Below are 25,291 nucleotides of genomic sequence, written 5' to 3'. Positions count from 1 at the left end.
CGCCCGGGTCTACACAGCGCCGGCGAGCCAGTACCCGGCGAAGGCCGCGGCGAGCCCGGCCGCCACTCCGGCGACGACGTTCACCGAAGCGTAGAGGCCGGAGCCGGCCCCGGTCAGCCGCAGGGTCTCGTAGGAGAAGGTCGAGTACGTGGTCAGCGCCCCGCACAGACCGGTGCCGAGCAGGAGTTGCGGACGGGGTCCCGCGGCCCCGGTGGCGACGGCGCCGGTGACCAGGCCGGGGATCAGCCGGTTCACAACGGCTCCTCACCTTCGGACCGGTCCGTCCTGGCGTCCTCTCCGGGCGTCCGGCCGACGTACCGTACGACCTCGCACTCGTCCAGCGTGACCAGGCCCTCGCGGACCAGTTCGTCCAGCTGGGGCAGGAAGGCGCGGACCCGCTCCTCGGTGTCCACGAGGACCACCGCGACCGGCAGGTCCTCGCTGAGCGAGAGCAGCCGGGAGGTGTGGATGCGGGAGGAGGCGCCGTAGCCCTCGATCCCCCGGAAGACGCTGGCGCCCGCGAGCCCGGCGGCGTGCGCGCGGTGCACGATCTCGCTGTAGAGGGGCTTGTGGTGCCAGGTGTCGTCCTCGCCGATGTACACGGTCAGCCGCAGCGCGCGGCCGGTGAGCGAGGTCATGCCTGTTCCCTCCTGGTCAGCACCCGGCGGGCGGTGGCCGAGGCGAGCCACACCGCCGCGAGGGCCGCGCAGGGCGTCGCCACCAGATAGACGAGCCCGATCCCGGGGCGGCCGGCCTCGACGAGGCGGCGGATGTCGACGGTGTAGGTGGAGAAGGTGGTGAAGCCGCCGAGGACGCCGGTGCCGAAGAAGGGGCGGACGAGGCGGTGGGCGGCCCACACCTCGGTGATGAACACCATGAACACGCCCATCACGGCGCAGCCGATGAGGTTGGTCCAGAAGGTCGCCCACGGGAAGCCGTCGGGCGCGGTGGTCCAGGCGAGGCTGAGCCCGTAGCGGGCGCAGGCGCCGAGGGCGCCGCCGGCCGCGACCACCGCGACGACGGGGCCCTGGGCACGCCACTGGGTCCGCCGTCGTGGTGCGCGGCGGGCGTGGAGGGTGTCGGCTTCGGGGGTTGTCATCGTTCCTACGTCTCCTGCTCGGCCGTCCCCCGGCGGGTGATCACGGCCGGGCCCCACATTACCGCCGGATCGGCCGCGCCCGGCCACGCCGCGGCCCGTCCGCCGCACCGTTCACCCGCCCTTCCCCGGCGGGGCACCTCGCCGTAACCGCGGCCGGTCGCGCCGGGGCCGAACCGGTCAGGATTCGAGAAGCCGTGACGGACTCCCCCGGCCTAGCGTGGGAGCACCGAAGGGGAGCCCGCCGGGCCCCTGCCCCTGACCCTTTGCCTCGCGAGGAGTGAGCCATATGACCGCCGGTGTGCAGACGATCATCTACCCCGTCAAGGACCCGGAGCGGGCCAAGGCCCTGTTCGGCGCGCTGCTGGGCGTCGAGCCGTACGCCGACGAGCCGTACTACACCGGTTTCAAGGCCGGGGGCCAGGATGTCGGCCTGGACCCGGACGGGCACGCGCAGGGTCTGACCGGGCCGGTGCCGTTCTGGCACGTCACCGATCTGCGGGAGCGGCTGGCGGCGCTGGTGGCGGCGGGCGCGGAGATCGTCCAGGACGCCCGGGACGTCGGCAACGGCCGGCTCGTGGCCTCCGTGCGGGACGCCGACGGCAACATGGTGGGTCTGCTCCAGGATCCCGTCACCGAAAAGTAGTTGCACACTCAACGAGTGGCTGGATCGGTGCTACCGTGCCGGTATGGCAGTGCGAACGGCCGACGCCCGGCTGGAGGAACGCTGGCGGGACATCCTCGCCGTACACGCGCGCACGATGTGCGAGATCGACCGTGCGCTGCACCCCTACGGCCTGGGCGCCAGCGACTTCGAGGTGCTGGACATCCTGGCCGCCGAGTCGCCCCGCGACGGCGACCACTGCCGGGTGCAGAACCTGGTCGGGCGGGTGCATCTGAGCCAGAGCGCCCTGTCCCGGCTGATCGGCCGGCTGGAGAAGGACGGCCTGGTGGAACGCTCGGTGTGCGCCGAGGACCGCCGGGGCGTCTGGGTCGCCCTCACCGCCAAGGGCCGCGGCCTGCACACCGAGGTACTGCCGGTGCAACGGGCCGTCCTCGGGCGGATGCTGGCCGCCCGGGAGAGCTAGGGTCTTTCGTTCGGATCAGACGCCCTCCGGCGGGTCGTCCGGGCGCCGGTCCACCGGGCGGCGCGGCGGGATCGGGGTCGTCGGGAAGTCGCGGGGGCCGGTCCACAGGGACGGTACGGCGTCGCAGCGGCGGCACAGTTCGTAGGCGACGGCCTCGTAGTTGACCCGCCAGCCCCGGAAGTGGGGCCAGGCCTCCTCGGGGGTGCGCTCGGCGCGGAAGCCGGTCGAGTCCAGCATCGCCACGGCCGCGTCGAACTCGGCGTAGGTGAGCCGGATGGGGGCGCTCGGCGCGGGGTCCTCCTCGAAGGGGGCGCGCACCGCGCGGGCGATGTCGCGCAGGGCGCTGAACCCGGCCCGCAGCACCAACCGGGCCTCCGGCGGCGCGGACTTCGGGTCCAGGGCGAGCTGGAGCGCCGCCGCGTCCATCACGGCCACCAGTCCCACCAGCCAGCTGCGGTAGGGGCGCGGGGAGCGGAACGTCAGCAGCACCGGGTAGGTGGAGTGGCTCTCGCCCATGTCCGAGGCCAGCCGCTCCCAGGCCCGGTACAGCTCCGGCAGCGCGGTCTCGGTGTCGACCAGCCACTGCCGGGCCAGGATCTCCGGGCCCCAGGAGGGCTCGCCCGCCCTTGCCTGGAGGAGGGTGACCTCGACCTCGCGGCGGTTGTAGGCGGCGTAGAGCGTGGGCAGGTAGGCGATCTGGAGCGCGATCAGGACCGGGCCGGTGGCCGCCGCGACGAAGTCGAGGACCGACAGCTTCCACCGGGCGCCGCTGGCGAAGCCGAGCGTGAACAGGCTGGAGCCGGCCTCGCGGAACGCGGTGGTCCAGGTCAGTGAGGACAGCGCGTACAGGAGCAGGCCGAAGCCGAGCAGCGCGCCGACGAGCCAGCCGGCGAGCATGCCGATCAGCATGAGGGGCGCCAGCCAGGTCTGGGCGCGGTCGATCGCCTCGTAGTCACCGCGAGGGGTGGTCAGCCGGAGCAGTCTGCGCAGCAGCCACCACAGGCGGAAGACCAGCGCGGAGTAGAGGCCCCTCGGGACGACGAGGGTGCGCAGGATGCTGCTCAGCACGGCGAGGAGCAGCAGGGCGCCCGCCGTGCCGGCGATGTATTCCATGGGGGCATTTTGGCGCCCCGGGAGCGCGGTGATCCATTTCGGGGGTGGCCGCGGGAGGCGCGTCCACGCGGCGGGGCCGTGGACCGGCACCGCCCCGCGCCCGTCGGGCGCCCCGGCTCAGCGGGCGAGCAGGGTGCGTACCCCCTGGGACGTCAGCGTCAGCGCGTGCTCCGAGCTGCCGTCTATCGCCAGGGAGATCTCCTCGTCCGGCCACTGCGAGGCCAGCGCGCCCAGCGGGATGAGGCGGTAGCGGGAGATGAAGGGCAGGAGCTCGGCCATCTCGTTCTCCGTGGTGAACACGGGGACGACCGGGTCTCCCCCGGGCTGTTCCAGGATGGGCAGGGCCACCGTCGTGGCGTCGGTGCCCTCGCCGTCGATCGCGTCGTCCGGCACGGGGACGAGCACGTCGCTGTGGGCGAGGGTGTCCAGGGCCCTCTGGTCCTCGGCATTGGCGACCAGGGCGTCCAGCGCCTGCTGGGCCGGCGTCGGAAGGGCGTCGTGTGCGGGTGTCTCCATGGCAGATCCCCAGGTAGCGGTGGTCGTACGGGCCACCCGGACGGACTGCCCGGGCGGGCTCCCGCCTCGCGTACCCGGTGCGGACCCGGGGCATGCGTGCGAGCCGCAAGAGGCATGGCCGTACGGGCCGCGAGACGGTCCTCAGGTGCTGCGGACCGCGCTAGGCCCTGAGGACCTCCTCGCCCGGCGCGGGGCTCGGGGCCAGGGCCTCCTGGGCGCGCACGCGGCGCCGGCCGAGGAGCAGGGTGCCGAGGAAGGAGAGGAGGAGGGCGACCACGACGCCCAGGTTGGCGTACGCCCACGCGCCGGTACGGCCGCCGAGGCCGAGCGGTCCGAGGAGGTAGCCCTGCCAGCCCAGCCAGTGCGCGGCGGTGTTGGTGACCAGGCCCCAGCCGACGGCCGTGGCGGCGAGGGTGAGCAGCGGGGGCACCAGCGGGACGTCGCCGTAGCGGCCGTGCGGGCGGAACAGGTCGCCGTCGTCGTAGTTGCGGCGGCGCAGCGCGAGGTCGGCCAGCATGACGCCGGACCAGGCGGCGACGGGCACGCCGAGCGTGGTGAGGAAGCCCATGAACTGGCCGAGGAAGCCGCCGGCGAAGAACACGATGTAGATGGATCCGGCGATCATCAGGCAGCCGTCCCAGAGCGCGGCCAGATAGCGGGGCACGCGCAGCCCGGCGGAGAGCAGGGCGAGGCCGGAGGAGTAGATGTCGAGGACGGCGCCGCCGACCAGGCTGAGCACGGCGACCACGGCGAACGGCACCAGGAACCAGGTGGGCAGGATCGTGGTCAGGGCGCCGATCGGGTCGTCGGCGATGGACCGGCTCAGCTGCGGCGAGGACCCGGCCAGCAGGACGCCGAAGACCAGCAGCAGCACGGGCGCGAGCGAGCCGCCGAAGGTGGTCCAGCCGATCACGCCCCGGCTGGAGGAGTCGCGGGGCAGATAGCGGGAGTAGTCGGCGGCGGCGTTGATCCAGCCGAGGCCGAAGCCCGCCATCATGAACACCAGCGCGCCGATCATCTGCTGCGCGGATCCGCCCGGCACCGCCTTGACGGCGTCCCAGTCCACCTGGTGGGCGACGAGACCGACGTAGACGACGGTCAGCACGCCGGTGACCACGGTGATCACGGTCTGGAGCCGCATGATCAGGTCGAAGCCGATGACGCCGGCGACGACAGTCAGCGCGGCCACCACCATCAGGGCGACCACCTTGGTCTCGGTGCCGCCGCCCCAGCCGAGGCTGGTGAAGACGGTCGCGGTGGCCAGGGTGGCGAGCGAGATGAGGGCGGTCTCCCAGCCGACGGTGAGCATCCAGGAGACCACCGACGGCAGCCGGTTGCCGCGCACCCCGTAGGCGGCGCGGCTGAGCACCATGGTGGGCGCCGAGCCGCGCTTCCCGGCGACCGATACGAAGCCGCACAGCAGGAACGAGGCGACGATGCCGATCGTGCCGGCGACGAGCGACTGCCAGAAGGAGATGCCGAAGCCGAACGCGAAGGCGCCGTAGCTGAGCCCGAGCACGGAGACGTTCGCCCCGAACCAGGGCCAGAACAGCATGCGCGGGGTGCCCCTGCGGTCCGCGTCCCCGATCACGTCGAGCCCGTGCGTCTCCAGCTGGATCGGGCGGGTGGCGGCTCTGTCGTCGGTGATGCCGAGGGGGTCGTGCGGATGCGTCATCACGGCCTACCTGTCTGACGTGTCGAGATCACGCTAGGTCGGCACCGCGGGGGCCGCAACGCAGGCAGCACTCGGGATCCTCGTCAGTCGCGGCCCTCCTGGACATCCTGCTCAAGGCTCTCCTCGGCGGCACCCTCCGCCTGGGACGGGGTGGTGCGGGCGGGCTGCCGCGCCGCCTCCGCCTCCTCCGGCTCGCGCTCGCCCTCGGCCTGGGAAGGAGTGGTGTATTCGCTCATCGGGGCCTCCCCGCCGTCCGTGGATCTGTGGGCATGCCCCGGGTACCCGTCCGGTAGGGGTGTCATGAAGAGCGGTCGGGTGAACCGTTCCGGCGCGACCCTGGATCGGCGCGGTCCTGCATCGGCGCCGTCCTGGATCGACGGGAGGGGTACGACGCCGCCCCCGGCGGCGTGGCGTGCGCGAGCCCCGTGCCGTCCCCGGCGAGGATGGCGCTCGGCAGGAGCCGGCTCCGAGGCGGGCGGCGCGGGTACGACGAGGCGGGTGGTGCGGGTATGACGGTGAACCGTGTCGGCCTGGTCGTGCACGGCGGGCGCGCCGAGGCACAGGCGGCCGCGGGAGCGGTGCGCGACTGGTGCGCGGAGCACGCGGTGGAGTGCACCGACATCGACGTATGGCAGGAGGGCGCCCGGCACAGCGCCCGCGCGGAGGTCGACGCGGCGGGCGACCCGGACCTGATCGTCACGCTCGGCGGCGACGGCACCTTCCTGCGCGGCGCCCGGCTCGCGGCGGAGAACGACGCCCTGGTGCTCGGCGTCGACCTCGGGCGGGTCGGCTTCCTGACCGAGGTGCCGGCCCCCTCCGTACGGGCGGCCCTGGACGCCGTGCGCGAGGAGCGGATCACCGTGGAGAGCCGGATGCTGCTCACCATGCGGGCGTCGTGCCGGCTGGAGGTGCCCGCGCAGGTGGAGGCGCTGACGCGGTACGGCCGCGGGCCGATGCTGCCGCCGCCCCGGGTACGCGTGGACTGCGCGGCGGGCGGCGACTGGGGCGTCGCGCTGAACGTCACCGCGCTCAACGACGTCGTCCTGGAGAAGCTGTCCCGGGACCGGCAGGTGTCGGTCGCGGTGTATCTGGCCGGGCGGCTGCTCGCCTGCTACTCGGCGGACGCGCTGCTGGTCGCCACGCCCACGGGTTCCACGGCGTACAGCTTCGCCGCCGGGGGCCCGGTGGTCTCGCCGCGCGCCGAGGCGCTGGTCTTCACGCCGGTCGCCCCGCACATGGTGTTCAACCGCTCCGTCGTGGCCGCCCCGGACGAGCCCGTCGCCCTGCGGGTCCTGGAACGCTCGGGCCAGGCCGCGGTCAGCATCGACGGCCAGCTGCGCGGGGTGCTGAGCCCCGGTGACTGGATCGGTGTGTACGCCGCGCCCCGCCGGCTGAAGGCGGTGCGGCTGGGTCCGACGGACTTCTACGGCCGGCTGCGCGAGCGCATGAACCTCACCGACGCGCCGGCCGCGCTCGCCGACGGCGGGGCCGCCCCGCTGTGGCCGGTGTCCTCGCCGCGCCCGGCCGACCTCGCCCATCTGGCCCTGCCGGGCGCACCGGACATCACGGCCGAGCCCCCTCCGGAGTGACCCGGGTACCCTCGCGGGCGGCATCCGCGAGGGTACCCGGGTCACTCTCGCGGGCGGCGTCCGCGAGCCGGTCGCGTCACTTCGCGAACCGGGGCGCGGGGGCCGCCCGGAGGGTCACGCCGTCCCACCGCGGGCCGGGGTGTCCGAAGCACGGCGCCGATCGTGCGGCGCGCGCGGTTCAGTCGAACAGGCCCTGGTTGCCGTCCTTGCGCACCACGCACAGCGCCCAGATGGTGAACGCGGCGAGGGCGATCATCACGATCGACCAGACCGGGTAGTAAGGCAGGGACAGGAAGTTGGCGATGATGATCAGCGCGGCGATCACCACGCCGGCCGCCCGCGCCCAGGTCGACACCTTCATGAGCCCCAGGCCGACGATGACGGCCACGGCACCGAGGACGAGGTGCACCCAGCCCCAGCCGGTGAGGCTGAACTGGAAGACGTAGCTGCGGGTGGCGAGGAAGACGTCGTCCCGGGCGATCCCCATGATGCCGCGGAAGATGTCCAGGACGCCGGTGAGCAGCAGCATCACCGCGGCGAACGCGGTCAGGCCGGTGGCCCACAGCTCCTTGGTGGTGTGCTCGCGCGTGGTGCCGGCGCCGGTGCCGGTACCAGGGCCGCTGCCGGGGCCGGTGTTGTGGTGTGCGTGGGGTGCGGTCATCGTGCCACCTCGATTCTCTCCGGTGTGCGGTAGGTCGGTGGGGTCGGTGCGGGGCGGTTCAGTGCGGGGAGGTGGAGGAGACGGTTCCCGAGCGGCCGGATCCGGTGGATTCCGGCCCCGTGCCGCCGGGCGCGCCCCCGGACGGTCCGTGGGCGGCGGACGGTCCGTGGGCGGCGAACACCATGTCCTTCGCCTTGCGGAACTCGTCCTCGGTGATGTCGCCGCGTGCCTTCATCTCGGACAGCCGGGTGAGTTCGTCGGCGCCGGAGGTGCCGCCCCGGGCGGTCTCGCGGATGTAGCTGTCGAACGCGCGCTGCTGGGCGCGGGCCTGCTCGACCTCGCGGCGGCCCATGCCCTTGCCGCGCGCGATCAGATAGACGAAGACGCCGAGGAACGGCAGTACGACGACGCACACCAGCCAGGCGGCCTTGGCCACGCCGCCCATGGAGTCGTCGCGGAAGATGTCCATGACCACCCGGAAGAGCAGCACGAACCACATGATCCACAGGAAGAACACCAGCATGGACCAGAAGACGCTCAGCGCCGGATAGTCGTACGCGAGGTAGGTCTGGACGCTCATGTCGCTCCCTCCGTCCCGGGTCCGCGCCCGGTGGTCGGTCGTCCGCCGTCCTCAGGCTGCGCCTCGGCGGGAGAAGGGCGCTTCACCCCCCGCGGGTGAACGGCGGCCGGCTCCCGGGCCCGGAAGGCTCCGGTGCGCGGCCGTCGCCGGGGGCGGCCCCGTCGGGATCGTGCTCCGGTCCGGGGTCGGGCCGCGGGGGCCGTACGGACCCGGGTCGCGCGAGGGAGGTCATGGCTCCTCCCTCCCGTGCCCGGGGCCGCTCCCGGCCGGCCGACGGGGCCTTGTGCGGGGACCTCACCCGGACAGCGTCGCTCCCGACGGTCCCTACGGGATCACCCCTGGCGGGTGATCCCGTACGGGGGCCGGGGCGCTGAGGTGGGGAGCGGGCGCGGGCGGGCCCGCCCGCGTCGACGCGGCGGAAGAGACACGCGATGACCGATCCAGCGGGGCGCGCCCCGTCGAAGGACGCCCGCCGTCCCCTGTACAGCGGGGCGGAACGCCGGGCCGCGACCGCGTCGTTCACGCGGACGACGGCCATCCTGACCGCCCTGACCGTCGCCTACTACCTGGTGCCGCTGGACACCCGCACCACCCTGGCGACGGCCCTCCTGCTGCTGTGCGGGCTGCTCGCGGTCGCGCTGGTCTTCGGCTGGGAGGCCTGGCTGATCATGAACGCGCGGTACCCCCGGCTGAAGGCGGTGGAGGCGCTGGTCGCCACGGTGGGCCTCTATCTGGTCGTCTTCGCCAGCGTCTACCACATCCTTGAGCGCGACACCCCCGGCTCCTTCTCCGAGCCGCTGACCAGGACCGACGCCCTCTACTTCACACTGAGCACGTTCACCACCGTGGGGTACGGCGACATCACCGCGCGCTCGGAGGCGGGGCGGGTGGCGGTGATGTGCCAGATGGCGTGCGGTCTGCTGCTGGTGGGGGTGGCGGTACGGCTGCTCACGGCTGCGGTGAACGCGGGGCTGCGCAGGAAGGGGCGGGAGCCCTAAGGGGCGGCAGGGCCCTTACCGGGATCGGGCCCTTGTCGGGGTCCCCCAGGGCTCACTGTGGAGGCTGGTGCATCTCCAGGACGCGCAGGCCGAGGGACTGGCAGCGGGCGAGCAGGCCGTAGAGGTGTGCCTCGTCCAGGACGCGGCCGAACAGGATGGTGTGGCCGGACACCACCACGTGGTCCAGCTCGGGGAACGCCTTGGCCAGCGTCTCCGTCAGCTCGCCGTCGACGCGAATCTCGTAGCGCATGAGGTGCCTTCCCCGCGTGCCGCGGACGGGCGTACCCGGCCCTCTCCCTGCGATCCTGCGCCCCGGTCCGGCGCCGGGCCTCACCCGTCGCAGGTGATGTGGGCCGCGCGGTCAGAGCAGGCCCAGTTCGCGGGCGCGGTGCACGGCGTCGTGCCGGCGGTTCACGCCCAGCTTGCGGTAGGCGCTCTTGAGGTGGGTCTTGACCGTGTTGACGGAGACGAAGAGGTCGGCGGCGATCTCCTCGGTGGACATCATCTCGGCGAGCCGGACCAGCACATCGCGTTCGCGGCCGCTCAGCTCCTCGATCACCGGCGGCGGTTCGGGCACGGCCGCGGTGCCGTCCGGAGAGCCGGCGCCGGGCAGCAGCCAGCCCTCGGCGAGCGGGCGCAGCGCCGGGGTGGCGAGCAGCGGCCGCAGCCAGGGCCCGGCCTCCTTGAAGGGGCGCCGCAGCCGGTCCCGCCGGGCCTCGCGCAGCGCCTGCGCCACGAACCGGCGCCGGGCCTCCCGGTCGCCCTCGGCCCCGGCGAGCTCCGCCCTGACCAGGGCCGACCGTACGGCGATCAGGGGGCCGGGGGTGTGCTGCGGGCGCATCCGGGCGAGGCGGGGGGCGGGCTGCGGGCGTACCCGGGCGAGGCCGGGGGCGGACTGCGGGCGCAGCCGGTCGAGCAGGTCCCGGGCGTGCGCGGGGCGGCCGGCCGCCAGCTCCGCCTGGGCCGCGCCCACCAGGCACAGCGGGTCCTCGCCGGGCAGGTCCGTCAGCAGTTTGACGGCCAGCTCGGGGCGGCCGTCGGCGAGATGGGCACCGGCGGCCACCAGCGCCGCGTGGGCCTCGGCCCAGGGGGACGGTTCCTCGGCGGCGACGGTCCGGTCGGCCGCTTCGAGGGCGCCCTCGGTGTCGCCCCGGGCGAGCAGGAGGCGCGCGGTGACCAGGGTGTGCAGCGCCCGGGCCACCGGGTCGCGCACCGGCTGCCGGGCGTCGGCCGCATCGGGCGGCGCGTCGAGGAGTGCCTCGGCCCGGTCCAGTTCGTCGCGCTCGGTGGCGACGGCGACCAGGACGAGGGCGGCCGGGCCGACCCCGGGGAGCACGGAGGGGTCCGTGTGGTCGGCGGCGGCGAGCGCGGCGAGGGCCTTGCGTTCGGCGCGGCCGGGGTGGCCGTCGAGGTGGTCGAGCAGGGCGAGATGGGCGAGGCACTCCTCGCCGACCTGGGCCGTCGAGGGGCGCCCCGGCGCCGCCGGGGTCCGTGTTCCGACCGGGGAGGCCGGTTCCGGGGCCCGTACCTGCGCCGATGCCGCCGGTGTCGTACGGCCGTGGTCCGTCACCGCGGTCAGGGCCGCGCGCGCCTGCGTGAACCGTCCGGCCCACAGGCGGGCCGCGCCGAGGTGGGCGCGCAGCAGGGCGGTCAGCTCGGGATGCCGGTCCAGCAGCCGGCCGGGGACCTCCCGCGTCAGCTCCTCCGCGCGGCGGGCGGCGGCCTCGGCGCGCGAGGGGGACCCGGCCAGCCGGGCGGCGAGGACCTGGAGGAGGGCGCAGCCGAGGCGGGCGGCGGCCACCTCGCCCGGATCACCCCGCTCCCGCTGCTGCTCGCGGCCGGGGCCGTCCGGCCCCTGGACCGGCCGGAACGCGACGTCCTCCAGTTCGCGCGTGGCCCGTTCCAGGTGCGGCAGGGCCCGGTCGAGGTCGCCGAGGGACAGCGCGCGGGCGGCGCGGACGAGGTCGGTGGCCGGGGTACGCGGCTCGGATCCCATGGCGCAGAAGAGCGCGGCCAGGGGCTCGGCGCGCGGTCCGGTGAGGAGTTCACCGAGGGCGAGGTCGCCGACCAGGGCACCGGCGGCGGCCTCCCGGTCGCCCGCGGCGGCGGCGTGCTCCAGGGTCTCCCCGAGCGGTCCGTGGCGGCGCAGCCAGGCCGCCGCCCGGCGGTGCAGCTCAGTCTCCAGGCCGGGGTGGCGGGCCCGCAGATGGGCGCGCAGGATCTCCCGGAACAGCGGGTGGAGCCGGAACCAGGAGTGCCCGAGGTCCTCCACGAAGGCGTTCTCGCGGTGCAGCGCGGTGAGGATCAGCTCGGCGTCGGCACGCCCGGTGAGCGCGTCGGCGAGGGCGGGCCCGAAACGGTCGAGGACGCTGATCCGCAGCAGCAGGTCCTGCGTCTCGGCGCGCTGCCGCTTGAGCACCTCGGCGATCAGGTAGTCGCCGATGGTGGTGCGGTCGGCCTCGAACTCCTTCAGGTACGACCGCGGGTCGCGCTCCCCCTGCGCGGCCAGGGCGCTCAGCCGCAGGCCCGCCGCCCAGCCCCGGGTGCGGGCCAGCAGCGCGCCGATCTCGTCGGGCGGCAGCCGCAGGCCGTGCAGGGCCAAGAGGTCGCCGGCCTCCTCGGGGGTGAAGGCCAGTTCGTCGTTGCGGATCTCGGTGACCGCGCCTGCCGCACGGTAGCGGTGCAGGGGCAGCAGCGGCTCGGTGCGGGTGACGAGGACCAGGCGTACACCGGTACCGGCGTGCCGGAGCACGAACTCCAGCTGGTCGGCGATCTCCGGGTCGGTGACGCGGTCGTACTCGTCGATGACGGCGGTCACGGGTGCCGCGCGGGCGCCGAGTTCCACGGCGAGCCGGGTGAGCAGCGCGTCGTCCACGCGACCGGCCTCGGCGGGCAGGCCCACCTCGGCGGAGAGGGTCACCCCGGCGAGCCGCAGGGCCTGGAGGAGATAGGCCCAGAAGGTGCCGTGGCCCTTGTCGGCCATCTGCGCGGTGAGCCAGGCGACGGGGGTCCCGCGGGTCGCGGCCCAGTCGGCGACCAGCAGTGTCTTGCCGGCCCCCGCCGCGCCGCCGACCACGGTCAGCGGGGTGCGCGGGGCGGCGTCCAGGTGTTCGAGCAGCCGGTCGCGGCGCAGATGGGTCGCCGGGAGGGCGGGGATCGCGAACCGTGTCCGCAGGAACGGATCCCCACAGGGATCGGCGGGCCCGTGGGGGTCCGCTCCGGTCTCGTCCGGCACGCCCATGGTGGTCACCACCATCGTCGTCGGGTCGCGGACAGCGTGCTCCGCTCCTTCCCCCAGGATCACCCCTGAGGGAAGGAGCGCCACACGAGACGGTGGCGCCCGGTGCGGGGGGCTCAGTCCGTGGTGGACGAGGCGCGGCGCGGCAGCTTCCAGTTCGGCCGCGGGAAGTGGCAGGTGTAGCCGTTGGGGTAGCGCTCCAGGTAGTCCTGGTGCTCGGGCTCCGCCTCCCAGAAGTCACCGACCGGCGCCAGCTCGGTGACCACCTTGCCGGGCCACAGTCCGCTGGCCTCGACGTCCGCGATGGTGTCGACGGCGGTGCGGTGCTGCTCCTCGCCGTCGTAGAAGATCGCGGAGCGGTAGCTGCGCCCGATGTCGTTGCCCTGGCGGTCCCGGGTGGTCGGGTCGTGGATCTGGAAGAAGAACTCCAGGACGTCGCGGTAGCTGGTGACCGCGGGGTCGTACAGGATCTCGATGGCCTCGGCGTGGTCGCCGTGGTCGCGGTAGGTGGCGTTCGGGGTGTCGCCGCCGCTGTAGCCGACGCGGGTGGAGACCACGCCGGGCTGTTTGCGGACCAGATCCTGCATGCCCCAGAAACAACCGCCCGCCAGTACGGCTCGCTCGGTTCCCGCTGTCATCGGTCGCTCCCTGTTTCGTCCGGCCCCGCACCCCTGTTGACGTGCCGGGGGCACGGTCATCCAGCGTAATACCGCCCGCGCGCGAGGGTCGAAGGGCCACCGGTCCAGCGCGGGCGGCACGGTCAGGCGGGCATGCGGGGCATCCGGGCGGGGGGTGCGGGGCAGCGCGATGCGGGGCAGCGCGATGTCAGGGCTCGGCGATATGACGGCGGAGCCGCGAGGGCGGCGACGAGGACCGGGAATCAGCGGCCAGGCGGCGATGACGGTCAGGGGGGCGCCGGGCGTAGGCCGTCCAGGAGGCCGAGACGGTTGAGGTGGGGGGCGGCCGGGGTGCGGGGACGGCCGAGATCGCTGAGGTCGGCGGGGCCGGGGGTGACCTCAGGGGCGCTGTCGGGAGCGTTCTCGGGGGCGCCCCTGGGGTGCCTTCCGAGGCGGGCGGGCGGGTGCGGTTCGGGCGGCGCCGAAGGGGTGGGGGGATCTGGTCCAACACCGCTGCGGCGCGCGTTCGGCACCCTGCGGGAGAACGGCGGGCGGGGTGCCGGTGAACGGGCCTGACAGCGGGGCGAGTTGAGCGGTCGTACCGGTATCCGCGCGACAGGGGCCGCCCGGCGACGGGGGCAGCCGGTCGCCGGGCCGACCCGCGGCGCGGCGACGGGGGCAGCCGGTCGCCGGGCCGGCCCGCGGCGCCGGTCGCGCAACGGCACTGACGGCGCTGCGAGTCGACGCCCTGGGCGTTCCCCCCGCCCAGGGTGTGTCACACGGGCGGGGTCACATCTTCGCGCCGAAGTCCTGGGTCCACCACGGGCCGCCCGCGCCCTTGTGCACGCCGACGCCGATGTTTTTGAAGGCGCAGTTGAGGATGTTGGCGCGGTGGCCGGAGCTGTGCATCCAGGAGTCCATCACGGAGGCCGGGGTCTGCTGGCCCCTGGCTATGTTCTCGCCGTACGTGGACCACCGGTAACCCGCGGCGGTGATGCGCTGCCCGGGGTCCACACCGTCCGGGTTGACGTGGTCGAAGAAGTTCCGCGCGGCCATGTCGTCGGAGTGCGCCTGCGCCGCCTGCTGGAGCTGCGGGTCCGCGGTCAGCGGGGAGCAACCGGCGCTCGCGCGCTCCTTGTTGACCAGCGCGACCACCTGGCTGACGGTGTCACCGGCCGGCGCCGGCGCGGTGGTGCGCGCCGGGGGCTTCGGGGTGGTCGGGCGCGGGGTGGGCGTGCTCTTCCGCGTCGGGCTCGGACTCGGGCTCTTCGTGGCCTTCTTCTTCGGCTTCTTCGGCTCCTTCGGCTTCTCGGACTTCGACGCGGACGGCGAGGGCGACGCCGAGTTGGGTACGGCGCTGGGCGCGGAGAGGTCCGCCACGGAGGCGTTCGCGCTCCGCTCGACGGTGGTGTCGCCGGTGCCGGACCCGGTGTCCGTGCCGAAGTACCAGAGGCCGCCGCCCGCGACACAGGCCACGACGACGCCGCCGACGACCCGGCGGCGCGTGCGCCTGCGGCGGCGGGACGCGCTGCGCGAGCCATCGCGTCCGTCGCCGCGCCCGCCCGAACGGCCCCGCGCGGCACGCCGTCCGCCCCCGGAACCGGAACCGGAACCGGAACCGGAGACCGAACCCGAGGCCGAGGCAGAACCCGGACCGCCCGTCCCGGCCGGGGCGTCGAACGGGGAGGCCGCTCCGACCGGCGCCATCCCGCCCGAGGCGGAGCGCAGCGCGGCGAGCAGTCCGGGCGCCGCGGCGACCAGCGCGAGTCCGGCCAGCAGCCCCTCCGCGGGCATCAGTCCGCTCCACAGCCCGGAGCAGAGCGAGCAGCCGCGGGCGTGCCGGGCGATGCGCTTGCGCCACAGCGCCGAGGGCTTGCCGTCCCAGGCGGCCAGCACGCCCCGCAGCTCCTCGCAGCGCGGTCGCGCGTCGAGCGCCCGTACCACCACCCGGGCCGCCTCCAGCTGGGCCTTCATCCGCTGCACGCGGACCGCGGTGTGCTCGGGCGTCAGCTCCAGGGCGGCGGCGACCTCGGCGCGGGTCAGCTCGCCCGCGCACTCCAGCCACCACAAGGACAGCAGCCCCCGGTCGTCGGGCTCCAGCCAGCGGGTCGCGTGCGCGGTCTCCTGGCGCTGGCCCGACAGTTGCAGCTGCACCACCGTCAGGTCCACGAAGTCGGCGCCCGGGTCGGCCAGGTCGTACGCCTCCTCCACGGTGGCGGGCGCGGACTGCCGGTCCTGCCAGTGGCTGCGGACCTGGTTCATCGCGATCGCGACGAGCCAGGAGCGGAAGCGCTCGGGGGCGCGCAGCCCGCCCAGGCCGTCGAGGGCGCGCAGCATGGTCTCCTGCACCACGTCGTCGACGTCCACCGAGCCGTTCAGCGCCCGCCCCACGATGTTGTAGACCAGCGGCAGATAGGCGCTGACCAGGGCGTCCTGGGCCGCCGCGTCGCCCTCGCGGGCCGCGATCACCAGGGCCGCCGTCTCCGCGTCCGTGTGCCGTGTGCTCATCTGATGTTTCCCGTCCTCGACGCCGAACGATTGTTCCCGATGACTGGGAGACCGTTCGAAGCGGCCCGGATAACAGTTCTCGGGGAGAGATTTCCGGCCACTTGTGGCGACGAGTTCCCGACAGGGTGTGCGGAGGGTGCGGTACGCACCGACTCGGGCCGGTGACCGCCAGGTTCACAGGTTCAAAGTTGGTCTAGTCCTCTTGACGGAGGGGGACGGCGGCGGTTTGGTATGTACCAACATCCCCGCCGTGCACGGCACCCTTACCCCACCACCCCACGCCCTTGGGGCATCCCCGAGAGGGGCACACTGTCATGCACCTGGCACGACTTGGCGGACTCGCCGCCTCCGCCTGCGCATTCGCGCTCGCGGCCACCGGCGCGGCCGTCGCCCCCGCGAGCAGCGCGGCCACGAGCGGCGCGGCGAGCAGCGCCACGGGAAGCAGCGTCTACTCCGTCGCTCCCTACGTCGACATGTCGAACGGTCAGGAGGGGCTGCTCGACACCGCCATCACCGGGCACCATCTCAAGGCCTACACCGCCGCCTTCGTCCTCGGCGAGGGCTGCAACCAGGTCTGGGGCGACACGCTCCCCATCGGCAACGACTCCTACACCGACCCCGAGATCGCCCGGGCCAAGTCCGAGGGCGCCTCGGTGATCATCTCCTCGGGCGGTGCCAGCGGTCTGCCGCTCGCCTGGACCTGCACCACCCAGAGCAGCATCGACGCCGGGTACCAGGCCCTCATCAACGACTACGGCGTCAACCAGCTGGACTTCGACGTCGAGGGCGCCGCCGTCGCGGACACCGCCGCCGCGGCCCGCCAGATGCAGGCGATGAAGGACCTCAAGGCGGCCAACCCGAACCTCCAGTTCTCCGTCACCCTGCCGGTGCTGACCAGCGGGCTGACCAATGACGGCGTCAACATCCTCAAGGCCGCCGAGAACGCGGGCGTCAGGATAGACGTGGTCAACATCATGACCATGGACTACTACGCCGGTACGGGCGCCGAGATGGGCCAGGGCGCGATCGACGCCGCCAAGGCCACACTGGCGCAGATGCGGTCCGTCGACTCCGGGTACGGCTACGCCAACCTCGGCATCACCCCGATGATCGGCAAGAACGACGACGGCTCCACGTTCACCCTGGCCGACGCCCAGACCGTGGAGGACTTCGCCGCGCAGAACGGCGTGGGGCGGCTCGCCTTCTGGTCGGTCAACCGGGACCAGCCGTGCGGCGGCAGCGCCAACTCCCTGCCCACGTGCAGCGAGATCAGCCAGAGCAGCCTGGCGTTCACGGACGCGTTCGTGCCGTACGAGGGCAGTTCGGGCGGCGGGGGCGGGGGCGGCGGTACGACCAGTGACTTCTCGCTGTCCCTCTCCCCCGGTTCCGCCTCGGTCGCCCAGGGCGGTTCCGCGACCGCGAGCGTCGCCACGGCCACCACCTCGGGCGGCGCCGAGTCCGTGGCCCTCACCGCCTCCGGCGCGCCCTCCGGCGTCACCGTCTCCTTCAGCCCGGCGTCGGTGACCTCCGGCAGCGCCTCGACCCTGACGGCGGCCGTCGGCTCGTCCGTGGCCGCGGGCACCTACCCGATCACGGTCACCGGCACGGGCACGGGCGGCACCCACAGCGCGACCTACACGCTCACCGTCACCAGCAGCGGCGGCGGGGGCGGCGGGGGCGGCGGGGGCTCGCTGACCAACGCCGGGTTCGAGACCGGCAGCCTCGGCCCCTGGACCTGCACCGGCGGCAGCACCCTGGTCTCCACCCCGGTCCACTCGGGCGGCCACGCCCTCCAGGTCACCCCCGACTCCGGGGGCACCGGCGAGTGCGACCAGACCGTCACCCTGTCCCCCAACCACAGCTACACGCTCACCGGCTGGGTGCAGGGCCCCTACGCCTACCTCGGCGTCAGCGGCGGCGCGACCGCCAGTACCTGGTCGAACAGTTCCAGCTGGAACCAGCTGAAGGTCTCCTTCACGACCGGCAGCAGCGGCACGGTCACCGTGTACGTCCACGGGTGGTACGGCCAGGGCAGCGTGTACGCCGACGATCTCGCCCTCGGCTGAGCGGCACCCGCAGGGACCCCCCGGCCGCGCGCCCGGTGCCTGTCCGCAGGTGCCGGGCGCGCGGTGATGCGTGAGCCTGGAGGGGTGTCTGGTGTTCCCGCCGGCGTGATCCCCGCGCCGTACGCCGCCCCGGCGCGCCGGGCGGTCCAGGTGACGCTGGTCGCCGCGGCCGGTTTCTATCTGTTCCGGTACGGCCTGGACCGGCCCGTCGCCGCCACGTACGCCCTGTTCGCCGCGGTGGCGCTGGGCGGGCTCGCCAGGATCCCGGGCACCGGGCGGCAGCGCGCCGAGGTGGTGCTGCGGCTGATCCCGGTGGGCTGGCTGCTGGTGATCGTCGGGACGTATCTGTCGGTGCGGACCTGGAGCGCCGTCCTCGGCATGCTGGCCGTCGGCTTCGCGCTGGCCTTCTCCGCCGTCGGCGGACCGCGCCCGGCCGGGGCGGCGCCGGGTCTGCAACTCCTGTACATCCTGCCGTCCTTCCCGCCCTACGACCCCGGCCAACTCGGCGACCGGCTGCTCGGCACGACCACCGGCACGGCCCTGCTCGTCCTCGCCGAGGCCCTGCTCTTCCCCGAGCCCACCCCGCCGCCGTACCGGGCGCGCGCCGCCCACGCCGCCGCCGTCGCGGGCCGCTGCACCGCTCTGCTCGCCGCCCCGCCGTACACCCTCTCCCGGGCCGAGATCCGTACCGCCCGCGAGGCCGGTCACCGGCTGCGCTCCCTGACCGTGCCCGAGGCGGACCGCCCGGCGGGTCCGGGCGTGCGGGACCGCGCCCTGTCCCACACCTGCCTGGCGACCCGGGCGCTGCTGAGCAGGCTGCCCCGGTTGTCGGCCATGTCGGGGGGCGAGATCCGGCCACTGGTCACCCCGGGCGGCGATGTCCGGCCGCCGGCCGCGCCCCGCTGCCCGCCCGACCCCGTCGCCACCGCCGTACTCGACGCGGTCGCGCGGCTGGCCACCGCCACCGCGGGCTGCCTCCGCGCGGGCGCCTCGCCCCTGGTGCCGTACAAGGAGCTGGCCGCGGCCCGTGCCGTGCTCTCCGCCCGGTCCGCCGCCCACCCCGGGGAAGAAGGGGAGACACCGGCGCCGGACGTGCTGCGGCGGCACGCGGCCGTGCTGGAGGTCGCCGACGCCGCGCTGGCGATGGGGGCGGCGGCCGATCTCGCGGTGCACGGCCGGCGGGCCTCGGTGACGGGGCCGCCGGAGCGCTTCTGGTACGCCACCGCCCGGGCCCCGGCGCTGTGGTGGCACCGGGTGCGCGGGCATGCCGGGCGACGGTCGGTGTTCTTCCAGAACGCGGTGCGCATCGCCCTGGCGCTGACGGCGGCGCGGCTGGTCGCGGGCGTGGACACGCTGCCGCACGGTTTCTGGGCGACGCTGGCGACGCTCACCCTGACCCGCACCACCATGGACGAGACCTGGAGCACCATCCGGTCCGCGCTCGCGGGCACGCTGGCCGGCGCCCTCATCACCGGCGGCACCCTGGCCCTGGTCAGCACGCACACCAACGTCTACGCCGTACTCCTCCCCCTGTGGATGCTGTTCGCCTTCACGGTCGGGCCGGTCAAGGGGGTCGGCTGGGCGCAGGGCCTGTTCACGGTGCTCGTGGCCCTGGTCTTCGCCCAGCTGGCGCCGCCGACCTGGCGGCTGGCGGAGGTACGACTGCTCGATGTGCTGGTCGGCAGCGCGATCGGCGCGGTGTTCGGGCTGCTGGCCTGGCCGCGCGGCGCCCATGACGAATTGCGGTACGCGGCGGCGGAGCTGCTGCGCCGGGCGGCCGAGATCGTGGTGGCGACCAGTGCCTCGGTGGCCCTGGAGGGGCCGCTGCGGCGGGAGGGTCAGGCGGTCGTCCCGGCGGGGATGCCGGGGCACCGCTCGCTCCAGCATGCCGTGATCCTCGCGGAGTCCGCGTACGGGCAGTTCCAGAGCGAGCCGACGCCGTTCGGCGGCCGGGGGCACCGGCCGGTGCTGCCGGGGGTGGACTGGCAGGCGGCCCTGATGGCCGGGCACCACACCCTGTGGGGTTCCGAACGGCTGCTGGAGCCGCCCTGCACCGGCCTCGGCCCCACCGCCACCGCGGTCAGCGGGCTCGGGGACCGGGTGGCCGGGCGCATGCTCCTGGTCTCGGCGGCCCTGGACCCCGGCGGCGACACCCCTACGGGCCCGGTGCCCCGCCTCGCCCGCTCGCTGGCGGGCGCCGACGCCGAGCCACCGGGCGCTCCCCGCCTCTACTACGCCACCGTGTCCTGGCTGGACTCCCTCATGGCCGATCTGTCCAGGATCACGCGCGCGGGCGGGGAACTCGGGGTGGAAGCGCAGGCGGCGGGTGAGGGCCGACCGGGTGGTACCGGAGACGGGCCCGAGGACACCGAGGACGGAGCCGCCGGCACCGGAAACAGGCCCGCCGGCACCGGGGACACGGCCGGCGGCCCCCGGGCCGGACCGGCCGGACCCGGACCGGTTCGCCCGCCGTGACCCCTCCGGGCCGCTGCGGACCACCCGTCCACGGGTAGGCGTGAGGTGAGGCCCGGCCCGGTCTCACCGGCGTACGGCACTCACCACGGTGCGGGCGCGGCGGACGGCGGGGCCGGACACATCGGCGTCGGCCCCCGAAGGGCCGGCGGAAGGAGCGAGTGGGATGAGCGGAGGGACGCGGCACCCGGACCCGGACCGGCCCGAGAGGGCGGGTGCGGAGGCCGGGACGGACCACGCCGCCGGGCCCCGGACCGACCCGGCCGACCGGCCCCGGACCGACCCGGCCGACCGGCCCCGGACCGACCCGGCCGACCGGCCCCGGGCCGACCGGTCCGCACGCCCCGGGGCTGACCCGGTCGCGGAAGCCCCCGCCGACCACGCCATGGCACCCGAGACCGGCCAGGACCCGTCCGCACGGCCCCGGCCGGACCCCACCGCGACGTCGGACCACACGGCGGCACCGGATCCCACCGCGACCCCGGACCACACGGCGGCACCGGACCCCACCTCGGCGTCGGACCGCACTGCGGCCTCGGAGCACAACGCGGCGCCGGGCCGGGCCACCCCGCCCCGGGCGGACACGGAAGCCGAGGCGGAGCAGCCGACCAGCCTCTTCGACCTCCTGGGCGTGGCCGCCGTACTGCTGGAGGCCGACGGCCGGATCGACATGTGGAGCCCGCAGGCCGAGGAACTGTTCGGGTACGACCGTGCGGAGGCCGTCGGGCAGTACGCGGCGCTCCTGCTGCTGAACCCCGAGCACCGGGACGCGGCGATCCAGCTGTTCGCCGAGGTGATGGCGACCGGCCGGGGCTGGGCGGGGGCGTTCCCGGTGCGGTGCAAGGACGGTGGCACCAGGATCGTCGAGTTCCGCAACATGCGGCTGACCGACCACCTCGGCGACCACTACGCGCTGGGGCTGGCCGCCGACCGCTCCACCCTGCGCCGGGTGGAGCGCGACGCCGCTCTGTCCGCCCGGCTGGTCACCCAGGCCCCGATCGGGCTGGCCGTCCTCGACACCGAGCTGCGGTACGTGGCCGTCAACCCCGCCCTCGCGGCCATGCACGGCGTGTCCGAGGCCGACCATGTGGGCCGGCGCCTCGGCGAGCTGTTCCCCGGCACGGCGTTCGAGGCGCTCCAGGGGTCCATGCGCGGGGTGCTGGACACCGGTGTCCCCCTGGTGAACCAGCAGGTGGTGGGCCGTACCGCCGCCGACCCGGGCAGCGATCACGCCTGGATGACCTCGCTGTACCGGCTGGAGGACCACCAGGGGCACACGCTGGGCGTCGCGAAGGTGGCGGTGGAGGTCACCGACCGCTATCGCGCGGCCCAGGAGGCCGAGCGGGCCCAGCGGCGGGTGCGGCTGATCGCCCGGGGTTCGGCGCGCATCGGCACCACGCTGGAGGTGGAGCGCACGGCACAGGAACTGGCCGATGTCCTGGTGCCGGACCTCGCCGACATGGCGGCGGTGGATCTGCTGGACAGCATGCTGCGCACGGGCCGTACGGACCCGGGGGAAGGCCCCCCGCTGTTCCGCGCGCTGGCGGTGAAGACCGCCTACCCGACCGACGCGGCCGGGGCACTGGTGCCGCCCGGCCGGCTCACCGTCTACCACGCCGCCCACCCGGCGGCCCAGAGCGTGCGCACCGGGCGGCCCGTGCTGATCACCCATCTGGACAGCGGCGAGGTCGGCCGGGTGGCCGCCGATCCCGAGGCCGCCCGGCTGCTGGCCCGGGCCGGGGTGCACACCGACATGGCCGTGCCGCTGATCGCGCGCGGCCAGTGCATCGGCGTCATGGGCCTGGCCCGGGCCCGCAACCCCGCGCCCTTCGACGCCGACGATCTGGAGCTGGCCTGTGAACTCGCCTCGCGCGCGGCGCTGAGCATCGACAACGCCGTCCTGCACCAGCACACCCGCAGCACCGCCGAGGCCCTCCAGCGCAGCCTGCTGCCCCGGCTCTCGCCGTACCATCCGGGCCTGGAGATCGCCGCCCGCTACCGGCCCGCGCAGGCGATCGGCGAGGTGGGCGGCGACTGGTACGACGTCATCCCGCTGGACGGCGACCGCACCGCCCTCGCGGTGGGCGACGTCATGGGCAGCGGGATCGCGGCCGCGGCCACCATGGGACGGCTGCGCACGGCCACCTCCACGCTGGCCGATCTCGATCTCGGCCCGGCGCGCGTCCTCACCCACCTCGACCGCATCACCCTCGGCCTCGACCCGTACATCGCCACCTGCGTCTACGCCGTGCACGATCCCCGGCTGGCCCGCCTGGAGGTGGCCTCGGCCGGGCATCTGCCGCCGGTCCTGATCCCCTCCGACGGGCCGCCCCGGCTCCTCGACCTGCCGACCGGCACCCCGCTGGGCGTCGGCGGTGTGCTCTTCGAGTCCACCACGCTCGCACTGCGGCCCGGCGACCAGCTGGTGCTCTACACCGACGGCCTGGTGGAGACCCGGGACGACCCGATCGACGCCCGCCTGGACGAACTGGTCCGCCTGCTCTCCGCGCCGTCCCCGTCCCCGGAGGACACCTGCGACCGCCTGCTGCGGGAACTGCGCCACCCGGCCGGGCACGACGACGTCGCCCTCCTCATCGCGAGGGTGCTGCCGCTGGACTCCTAGCCACCGCTGCGGCCCCGCCGGTCACGTCTCCAGGGCCCTGGTCATCGTGTCGAGGTCGGCCAGCAGCGCCGTCAGCCGGCGCGCGGGGATGCTCTCGATCATGCGTTCCTCGATGGCGTACACCGCACCGCGCGCGGCGCGCAGGCGCTCCTGCCCGGCGGCGGTGAGGTGGACGGGCAGGGCCCGGCCGTGGTCGGTGCTGGCCGCCTGGGTGATCAGGCCGGCCTCCTTCAGGCCGCGCAGGACGACGTTGGCCGACTGCCGGGTGACGAAGGTGCCGCGCGCGAGGTCGGCGTTGGACAGGCCGGGCCGTTCGTCGAGGAGTTCCAGACAGGAGTACTGCGGGACGGTGAGGCCGTGCTCGCGCAGCGCCTTGTCCATGGCCCCGCGCAGCGCGGCCGAGGCCTTCTTCAGGCGGTATCCCACGTGTTCGGTGACGTCCCGCGCCGGATGCGGCGAAGGGACGGGCGCTCGATCTTCCATGTCAGCATTTTGACATACCCAAGGCCGGCGGCCTACGGTCGGTGATGTCAAAGTACTGACATGCACCCCATCGACAGACCACCCTTGGAGTCACCATGACCGCCACCGTCGAAGGCCCCGATTTCATCGCCCTCCAGGTGAGGGACGTACCGGCCGCGGCCGCGTTCTTCGAGGAGCGGCTCGGACTGCGGCGGGCGCCGGGCGGACCGGCGAACGCGGTCGTCTTCGCCACCAGCCCGATCCCGTTCGCCGTCCGCGAGCCGCTGCCCGGCGTCGATCTGGACGGCGCCGGGCGCCCCGGCCTCGGTGTCGCCCTGTGGCTGCGCACCACCGACGCCCCGGCCCTGCGCGAGCAGCTCGTCGCGGCGGGCACGGGGGACGTCACCCCGCTCCAGGCGACCCCGTTCGGCCCGTCGTTCTCCTTCACCGGACCCGAGGGCTACCGGCTCACCGTCCACGGCGACTGACCGGGAGCCCGTCGCCGGCCGGCGCGCGGCGGGTTACCGCTCGCGTGCCAGCAGGTCCAGCACCTGCGGGCGTACGATGCGCCACGCGGAGGCGGGCAGATCGCCGAGGGCGGTGGTGCGCAGGGACTCCAGGGTCTCCTCGGGGTCGGCGCTTCGTACGGCGGCGCCCTCGAACACCTCGTAGCCGTCCCGTACGGCGACCCGGACGACGTACCCCGCGCCCCCGCGCGAGCGGTCGCCCGCACCGTCGTCCGTGTGCAGCGCCGAGGCCACCACGAGGGGCGGCGGGCCGCCCGCGTCGGCGGGGAGCTTGCGGTAGGCGCAGGCGAGCGGTGCGCGCCAGCGGAGGCTGAGCAGCAGGGGCCGTTTCGCGACGACTTCGGCCAGGTCCGTCTCGCGGACACCGTCGGACTCCAGCACCACGCCCCGCGCGTCGAGGACCAGCGCGGCCGGCAGCAGGCAACGCAGCGCGCTGCCCACGAGATTGCCGCCGACCGTCGCCGCGCGGCGTACCGCGCCGGTGCCCACCGTGCCGGCCGCGAGGCGCAGCACGTCCGGCACCCGGTCGTCGATCCGCCCGAGCAGCACGGCGGCGCCCAGCGTCTCGGGTCCGATGATGTTGGCCTGCGGCAACTGCCTCAAGGACATGGCCAGTTCGGGGAAGCCCTCGCGCTGCCACGTGGCCCACACCAGGGTCGCCCCGCCGACGGGGACGGCCCCCTCGGCCAGGCACTCCCGCGCCTCGGACACGGACGTGGGCAGACGCAACAGCATGGCGACCGACCTGCCTTCCTCGGGGAGACCGCAGTCTGCTCGCGTACGCGGGGGCGCGTACAGGGCTCACATGGGCACGATCGTCAACTTATGCCGATTCAAGAAGAGTTGGCCGGTTCCGGAATGCGGGTCCGGCGGGCGGGACCACCGGCCCCGGACCCCGGGTCGGCCGGCCCTGGGGAAGGGGGTGGCGCTGGGGGGACGCTGGGTGCGCTGCACCGAACGATCAGCACGCACCGATCAGAAGGAGTGGAGCACATGACTGCCAGGCACACCGGCGTCCGCGCCCACGAGACCGCCGTCGCCGTCCGGGTACGGGCGGACAGCGAGATGTCCGAGGAGGACCTCGCCTATCTCCGGGAGAAGCTGGACGCCGTGCTCGGCCGGCCGGGGCTGCCGCCCGTGAGCGGCGAGATCCGGATCGGCAGGACGGCCGCCGCTCACACGGGACAGCCCTGGACCGCCGGCGCCGAGATCCGGGTGGGCCACTACCTCGTCGTCGTCCACGCCCGTGAGCACAGCGCCCGCGAACTCGCCGACCGCCTCCAGGACCGCCTGCGCAGCCGCACCGAGCGGGTCGCCCACCGCGCGCACTGCGTCCGCAGGACGGCGACGCCACCGCCGTGGCGGGGCGGCGAGGAGTCGTGAACGGCCAGTAGAACAGGGTGAGTTGTCCGCTCACCGGCCGGAGGCTCCGGGGCGCTCCGTCACACCGGCAGGACCGGTG

Annotated in this window: 23 protein-coding genes and 1 pseudogene; 9 read left to right on the top strand and 15 right to left on the bottom strand. The window is 74.6% G+C overall.

Going from position 1 to position 25,291, the window contains the following annotated elements:
* Positions 1-9 precede the first annotated feature (9 nt).
* The 3 genes and pseudogenes from QHG49_RS31285 to crcB all read right to left on the bottom strand — a co-directional run.
* Positions 10-258 (bottom strand): annotated as a pseudogene (locus tag QHG49_RS31285) (CrcB family protein); the annotation flags it as partial.
* Entirely contained in the window at positions 252-638 is a 387-nt protein-coding gene (locus QHG49_RS31280; protein WP_145489477.1) for a DUF190 domain-containing protein, read from the bottom strand. The pseudogene QHG49_RS31285 and the gene QHG49_RS31280, both read right to left, overlap by 7 nt.
* A complete protein-coding gene (gene crcB / locus QHG49_RS31275) occupies positions 635-1,099 on the bottom strand; it encodes a fluoride efflux transporter CrcB (protein ID WP_301492173.1) in 465 nt (154 codons plus the stop codon). The genes QHG49_RS31280 and crcB overlap by 4 nt, the downstream gene beginning before the upstream one ends.
* A 286-nt stretch (positions 1,100-1,385) precedes the next feature.
* Here crcB and QHG49_RS31270 point away from each other — a divergent pair, with 286 nt between their 5' ends.
* Together QHG49_RS31270 and QHG49_RS31265 are read left to right on the top strand one after the other, a co-directional pair.
* Positions 1,386-1,742 carry a VOC family protein gene (locus QHG49_RS31270; protein ID WP_301492171.1) on the top strand — a complete coding sequence of 119 codons (357 nt, stop codon included), beginning with the start codon at positions 1,386-1,388 and terminating at the stop codon, positions 1,740-1,742.
* Positions 1,743-1,785: 43 nt separating this feature from the next.
* The gene (locus QHG49_RS31265; protein WP_301492170.1) at positions 1,786-2,184 is read left to right on the top strand and encodes a MarR family winged helix-turn-helix transcriptional regulator; all 399 of its coding nucleotides are present in this window, start codon (positions 1,786-1,788) and stop codon (positions 2,182-2,184) included.
* A gap of 15 nt (positions 2,185-2,199) precedes the next feature.
* Here the strand turns inward: QHG49_RS31265 and QHG49_RS31260 are convergent, their stop codons facing one another.
* From QHG49_RS31260 to QHG49_RS31245, 4 genes are all read right to left on the bottom strand, one after another.
* Positions 2,200-3,297, bottom strand: a complete 1,098-nt coding sequence (locus QHG49_RS31260) for a hypothetical protein (RefSeq protein ID WP_186337933.1) — start codon at positions 3,295-3,297, stop codon at positions 2,200-2,202.
* 117 nt (positions 3,298-3,414) lie between these two features.
* Positions 3,415-3,813 carry an SseB family protein gene (locus QHG49_RS31255; protein ID WP_145489470.1) on the bottom strand — a complete coding sequence of 133 codons (399 nt, stop codon included), beginning with the start codon at positions 3,811-3,813 and terminating at the stop codon, positions 3,415-3,417.
* A gap of 160 nt (positions 3,814-3,973) precedes the next feature.
* Positions 3,974-5,488 (bottom strand): cytosine permease, encoded by a 1,515-nt coding sequence (locus QHG49_RS31250; protein WP_145489468.1) that lies wholly within the window; start codon positions 5,486-5,488, stop codon positions 3,974-3,976.
* An 83-nt stretch (positions 5,489-5,571) separates the two neighbouring features.
* A complete protein-coding gene (locus tag QHG49_RS31245; RefSeq protein ID WP_301492167.1) occupies positions 5,572-5,724 on the bottom strand; it encodes a hypothetical protein in 153 nt (50 codons plus the stop codon).
* Between the two features lie 273 nt (positions 5,725-5,997).
* On the opposite strand from QHG49_RS31245, the gene QHG49_RS31240 reads away from it, so the two are divergent.
* Complete coding sequence (locus QHG49_RS31240) at positions 5,998-7,077, top strand: NAD(+)/NADH kinase (RefSeq protein WP_145489466.1); 1,080 nt, start codon at positions 5,998-6,000, stop codon at positions 7,075-7,077.
* 178 nt (positions 7,078-7,255) lie between these two features.
* Here the strand turns inward: QHG49_RS31240 and QHG49_RS31235 are convergent, their stop codons facing one another.
* Together QHG49_RS31235 and QHG49_RS31230 are read right to left on the bottom strand one after the other, a co-directional pair.
* Positions 7,256-7,738 carry a hypothetical protein gene (locus tag QHG49_RS31235; protein WP_236576207.1) on the bottom strand — a complete coding sequence of 161 codons (483 nt, stop codon included), beginning with the start codon at positions 7,736-7,738 and terminating at the stop codon, positions 7,256-7,258.
* Between the two features lie 58 nt (positions 7,739-7,796).
* Positions 7,797-8,318 (bottom strand): SHOCT domain-containing protein, encoded by a 522-nt coding sequence (locus tag QHG49_RS31230; RefSeq protein ID WP_301492163.1) that lies wholly within the window; start codon positions 8,316-8,318, stop codon positions 7,797-7,799.
* Positions 8,319-8,749: 431 nt separating this feature from the next.
* Between QHG49_RS31230 and QHG49_RS31225 the strand changes: the two genes are divergently transcribed.
* Positions 8,750-9,316: a potassium channel family protein gene (locus tag QHG49_RS31225; protein ID WP_159698796.1), complete on the top strand. Its 567-nt coding sequence runs from the start codon at positions 8,750-8,752 to the stop codon at positions 9,314-9,316.
* A 52-nt stretch (positions 9,317-9,368) separates the two neighbouring features.
* On the opposite strand, the gene QHG49_RS31220 is transcribed toward QHG49_RS31225, so the two are convergent.
* From QHG49_RS31220 to QHG49_RS31205, 4 genes are all read right to left on the bottom strand, one after another.
* On the bottom strand, positions 9,369-9,566 hold the full coding sequence (locus tag QHG49_RS31220) for a hypothetical protein (RefSeq protein WP_301492160.1): 198 nt from the start codon (positions 9,564-9,566) through the stop codon (positions 9,369-9,371).
* A gap of 111 nt (positions 9,567-9,677) precedes the next feature.
* Complete coding sequence (locus QHG49_RS31215; protein WP_301492159.1) at positions 9,678-12,572, bottom strand: LuxR C-terminal-related transcriptional regulator; 2,895 nt, start codon at positions 12,570-12,572, stop codon at positions 9,678-9,680.
* 98 nt (positions 12,573-12,670) lie between these two features.
* Positions 12,671-13,192, bottom strand: coding sequence for a peptide-methionine (S)-S-oxide reductase MsrA (gene msrA / locus QHG49_RS31210; RefSeq protein ID WP_159698808.1), 522 nt, complete (start codon positions 13,190-13,192; stop codon positions 12,671-12,673).
* 768 nt (positions 13,193-13,960) lie between these two features.
* A complete protein-coding gene (locus QHG49_RS31205; RefSeq protein ID WP_301492156.1) occupies positions 13,961-15,679 on the bottom strand; it encodes a sigma-70 family RNA polymerase sigma factor in 1,719 nt (572 codons plus the stop codon).
* Positions 15,680-15,993: 314 nt separating this feature from the next.
* On the opposite strand from QHG49_RS31205, the gene QHG49_RS31200 reads away from it, so the two are divergent.
* The 3 genes from QHG49_RS31200 to QHG49_RS31190 all read left to right on the top strand — a co-directional run bounded on the left by QHG49_RS31200 (position 15,994) and on the right by QHG49_RS31190 (position 22,840).
* On the top strand, positions 15,994-17,745 hold the full coding sequence (locus QHG49_RS31200) for a carbohydrate binding domain-containing protein (RefSeq protein WP_301492155.1): 1,752 nt from the start codon (positions 15,994-15,996) through the stop codon (positions 17,743-17,745).
* Positions 17,746-17,829: 84 nt separating this feature from the next.
* A complete protein-coding gene (locus QHG49_RS31195) occupies positions 17,830-20,220 on the top strand; it encodes an FUSC family protein (protein WP_236576208.1) in 2,391 nt (796 codons plus the stop codon).
* Positions 20,221-20,383: 163 nt separating this feature from the next.
* The gene (locus QHG49_RS31190; RefSeq protein ID WP_301492152.1) at positions 20,384-22,840 is read left to right on the top strand and encodes a SpoIIE family protein phosphatase; all 2,457 of its coding nucleotides are present in this window, start codon (positions 20,384-20,386) and stop codon (positions 22,838-22,840) included.
* Positions 22,841-22,861: 21 nt separating this feature from the next.
* Here the strand turns inward: QHG49_RS31190 and QHG49_RS31185 are convergent, their stop codons facing one another.
* Positions 22,862-23,323: a MarR family winged helix-turn-helix transcriptional regulator gene (locus tag QHG49_RS31185; RefSeq protein WP_301492150.1), complete on the bottom strand. Its 462-nt coding sequence runs from the start codon at positions 23,321-23,323 to the stop codon at positions 22,862-22,864.
* A gap of 95 nt (positions 23,324-23,418) precedes the next feature.
* On the opposite strand from QHG49_RS31185, the gene QHG49_RS31180 reads away from it, so the two are divergent.
* On the top strand, positions 23,419-23,790 hold the full coding sequence (locus QHG49_RS31180; RefSeq protein WP_301492148.1) for a VOC family protein: 372 nt from the start codon (positions 23,419-23,421) through the stop codon (positions 23,788-23,790).
* Between the two features lie 33 nt (positions 23,791-23,823).
* Here the strand turns inward: QHG49_RS31180 and QHG49_RS31175 are convergent, their stop codons facing one another.
* A complete protein-coding gene (locus tag QHG49_RS31175; RefSeq protein ID WP_301492146.1) occupies positions 23,824-24,564 on the bottom strand; it encodes an FAD binding domain-containing protein in 741 nt (246 codons plus the stop codon).
* 258 nt (positions 24,565-24,822) lie between these two features.
* On the opposite strand from QHG49_RS31175, the gene QHG49_RS31170 reads away from it, so the two are divergent.
* Positions 24,823-25,212 carry a hypothetical protein gene (locus QHG49_RS31170; protein ID WP_145492601.1) on the top strand — a complete coding sequence of 130 codons (390 nt, stop codon included), beginning with the start codon at positions 24,823-24,825 and terminating at the stop codon, positions 25,210-25,212.
* The last annotated feature ends 79 nt before the right edge of the window (positions 25,213-25,291 follow it).

It is taken from the genome of Streptomyces sp. WP-1 (genome assembly GCF_030450125.1).
Classification (GTDB): Bacteria; Actinomycetota; Actinomycetes; order Streptomycetales; family Streptomycetaceae; genus Streptomyces; species Streptomyces incarnatus.
This window is presented reverse-complemented; position numbering and strand designations above follow the sequence as displayed.

Coding starts and splice junctions, on each gene's coding strand:
- QHG49_RS31185 (WP_301492150.1), bottom strand. CDS start 23,323: ATGGAAGATCGAGCGCCCGTCCCTTCGCCGCATCCGGCGCGGGACGTC.
- QHG49_RS31245 (WP_301492167.1), bottom strand. CDS start 5,724: ATGAGCGAATACACCACTCCTTCCCAGGCCGAGGGCGAGCGCGAGCCG.
- QHG49_RS31260 (WP_186337933.1), bottom strand. CDS start 3,297: ATGGAATACATCGCCGGCACGGCGGGCGCCCTGCTGCTCCTCGCCGTG.
- QHG49_RS31175 (WP_301492146.1), bottom strand. CDS start 24,564: ATGCTGTTGCGTCTGCCCACGTCCGTGTCCGAGGCGCGGGAGTGCCTG.
- QHG49_RS31265 (WP_301492170.1), top strand. CDS start 1,786: ATGGCAGTGCGAACGGCCGACGCCCGGCTGGAGGAACGCTGGCGGGAC.
- QHG49_RS31190 (WP_301492152.1), top strand. CDS start 20,384: ATGAGCGGAGGGACGCGGCACCCGGACCCGGACCGGCCCGAGAGGGCG.
- QHG49_RS31280 (WP_145489477.1), bottom strand. CDS start 638: ATGACCTCGCTCACCGGCCGCGCGCTGCGGCTGACCGTGTACATCGGC.
- QHG49_RS31200 (WP_301492155.1), top strand. CDS start 15,994: ATGCACCTGGCACGACTTGGCGGACTCGCCGCCTCCGCCTGCGCATTC.
- QHG49_RS31270 (WP_301492171.1), top strand. CDS start 1,386: ATGACCGCCGGTGTGCAGACGATCATCTACCCCGTCAAGGACCCGGAG.
- QHG49_RS31205 (WP_301492156.1), bottom strand. CDS start 15,679: ATGAGCACACGGCACACGGACGCGGAGACGGCGGCCCTGGTGATCGCG.
- QHG49_RS31250 (WP_145489468.1), bottom strand. CDS start 5,488: ATGACGCATCCGCACGACCCCCTCGGCATCACCGACGACAGAGCCGCC.
- QHG49_RS31255 (WP_145489470.1), bottom strand. CDS start 3,813: ATGGAGACACCCGCACACGACGCCCTTCCGACGCCGGCCCAGCAGGCG.
- QHG49_RS31230 (WP_301492163.1), bottom strand. CDS start 8,318: ATGAGCGTCCAGACCTACCTCGCGTACGACTATCCGGCGCTGAGCGTC.
- QHG49_RS31215 (WP_301492159.1), bottom strand. CDS start 12,572: ATGGTGGTGACCACCATGGGCGTGCCGGACGAGACCGGAGCGGACCCC.
- QHG49_RS31235 (WP_236576207.1), bottom strand. CDS start 7,738: ATGACCGCACCCCACGCACACCACAACACCGGCCCCGGCAGCGGCCCT.
- QHG49_RS31170 (WP_145492601.1), top strand. CDS start 24,823: ATGACTGCCAGGCACACCGGCGTCCGCGCCCACGAGACCGCCGTCGCC.
- QHG49_RS31225 (WP_159698796.1), top strand. CDS start 8,750: ATGACCGATCCAGCGGGGCGCGCCCCGTCGAAGGACGCCCGCCGTCCC.
- QHG49_RS31220 (WP_301492160.1), bottom strand. CDS start 9,566: ATGCGCTACGAGATTCGCGTCGACGGCGAGCTGACGGAGACGCTGGCC.
- QHG49_RS31240 (WP_145489466.1), top strand. CDS start 5,998: ATGACGGTGAACCGTGTCGGCCTGGTCGTGCACGGCGGGCGCGCCGAG.
- crcB (WP_301492173.1), bottom strand. CDS start 1,099: ATGACAACCCCCGAAGCCGACACCCTCCACGCCCGCCGCGCACCACGA.
- QHG49_RS31180 (WP_301492148.1), top strand. CDS start 23,419: ATGACCGCCACCGTCGAAGGCCCCGATTTCATCGCCCTCCAGGTGAGG.
- msrA (WP_159698808.1), bottom strand. CDS start 13,192: ATGACAGCGGGAACCGAGCGAGCCGTACTGGCGGGCGGTTGTTTCTGG.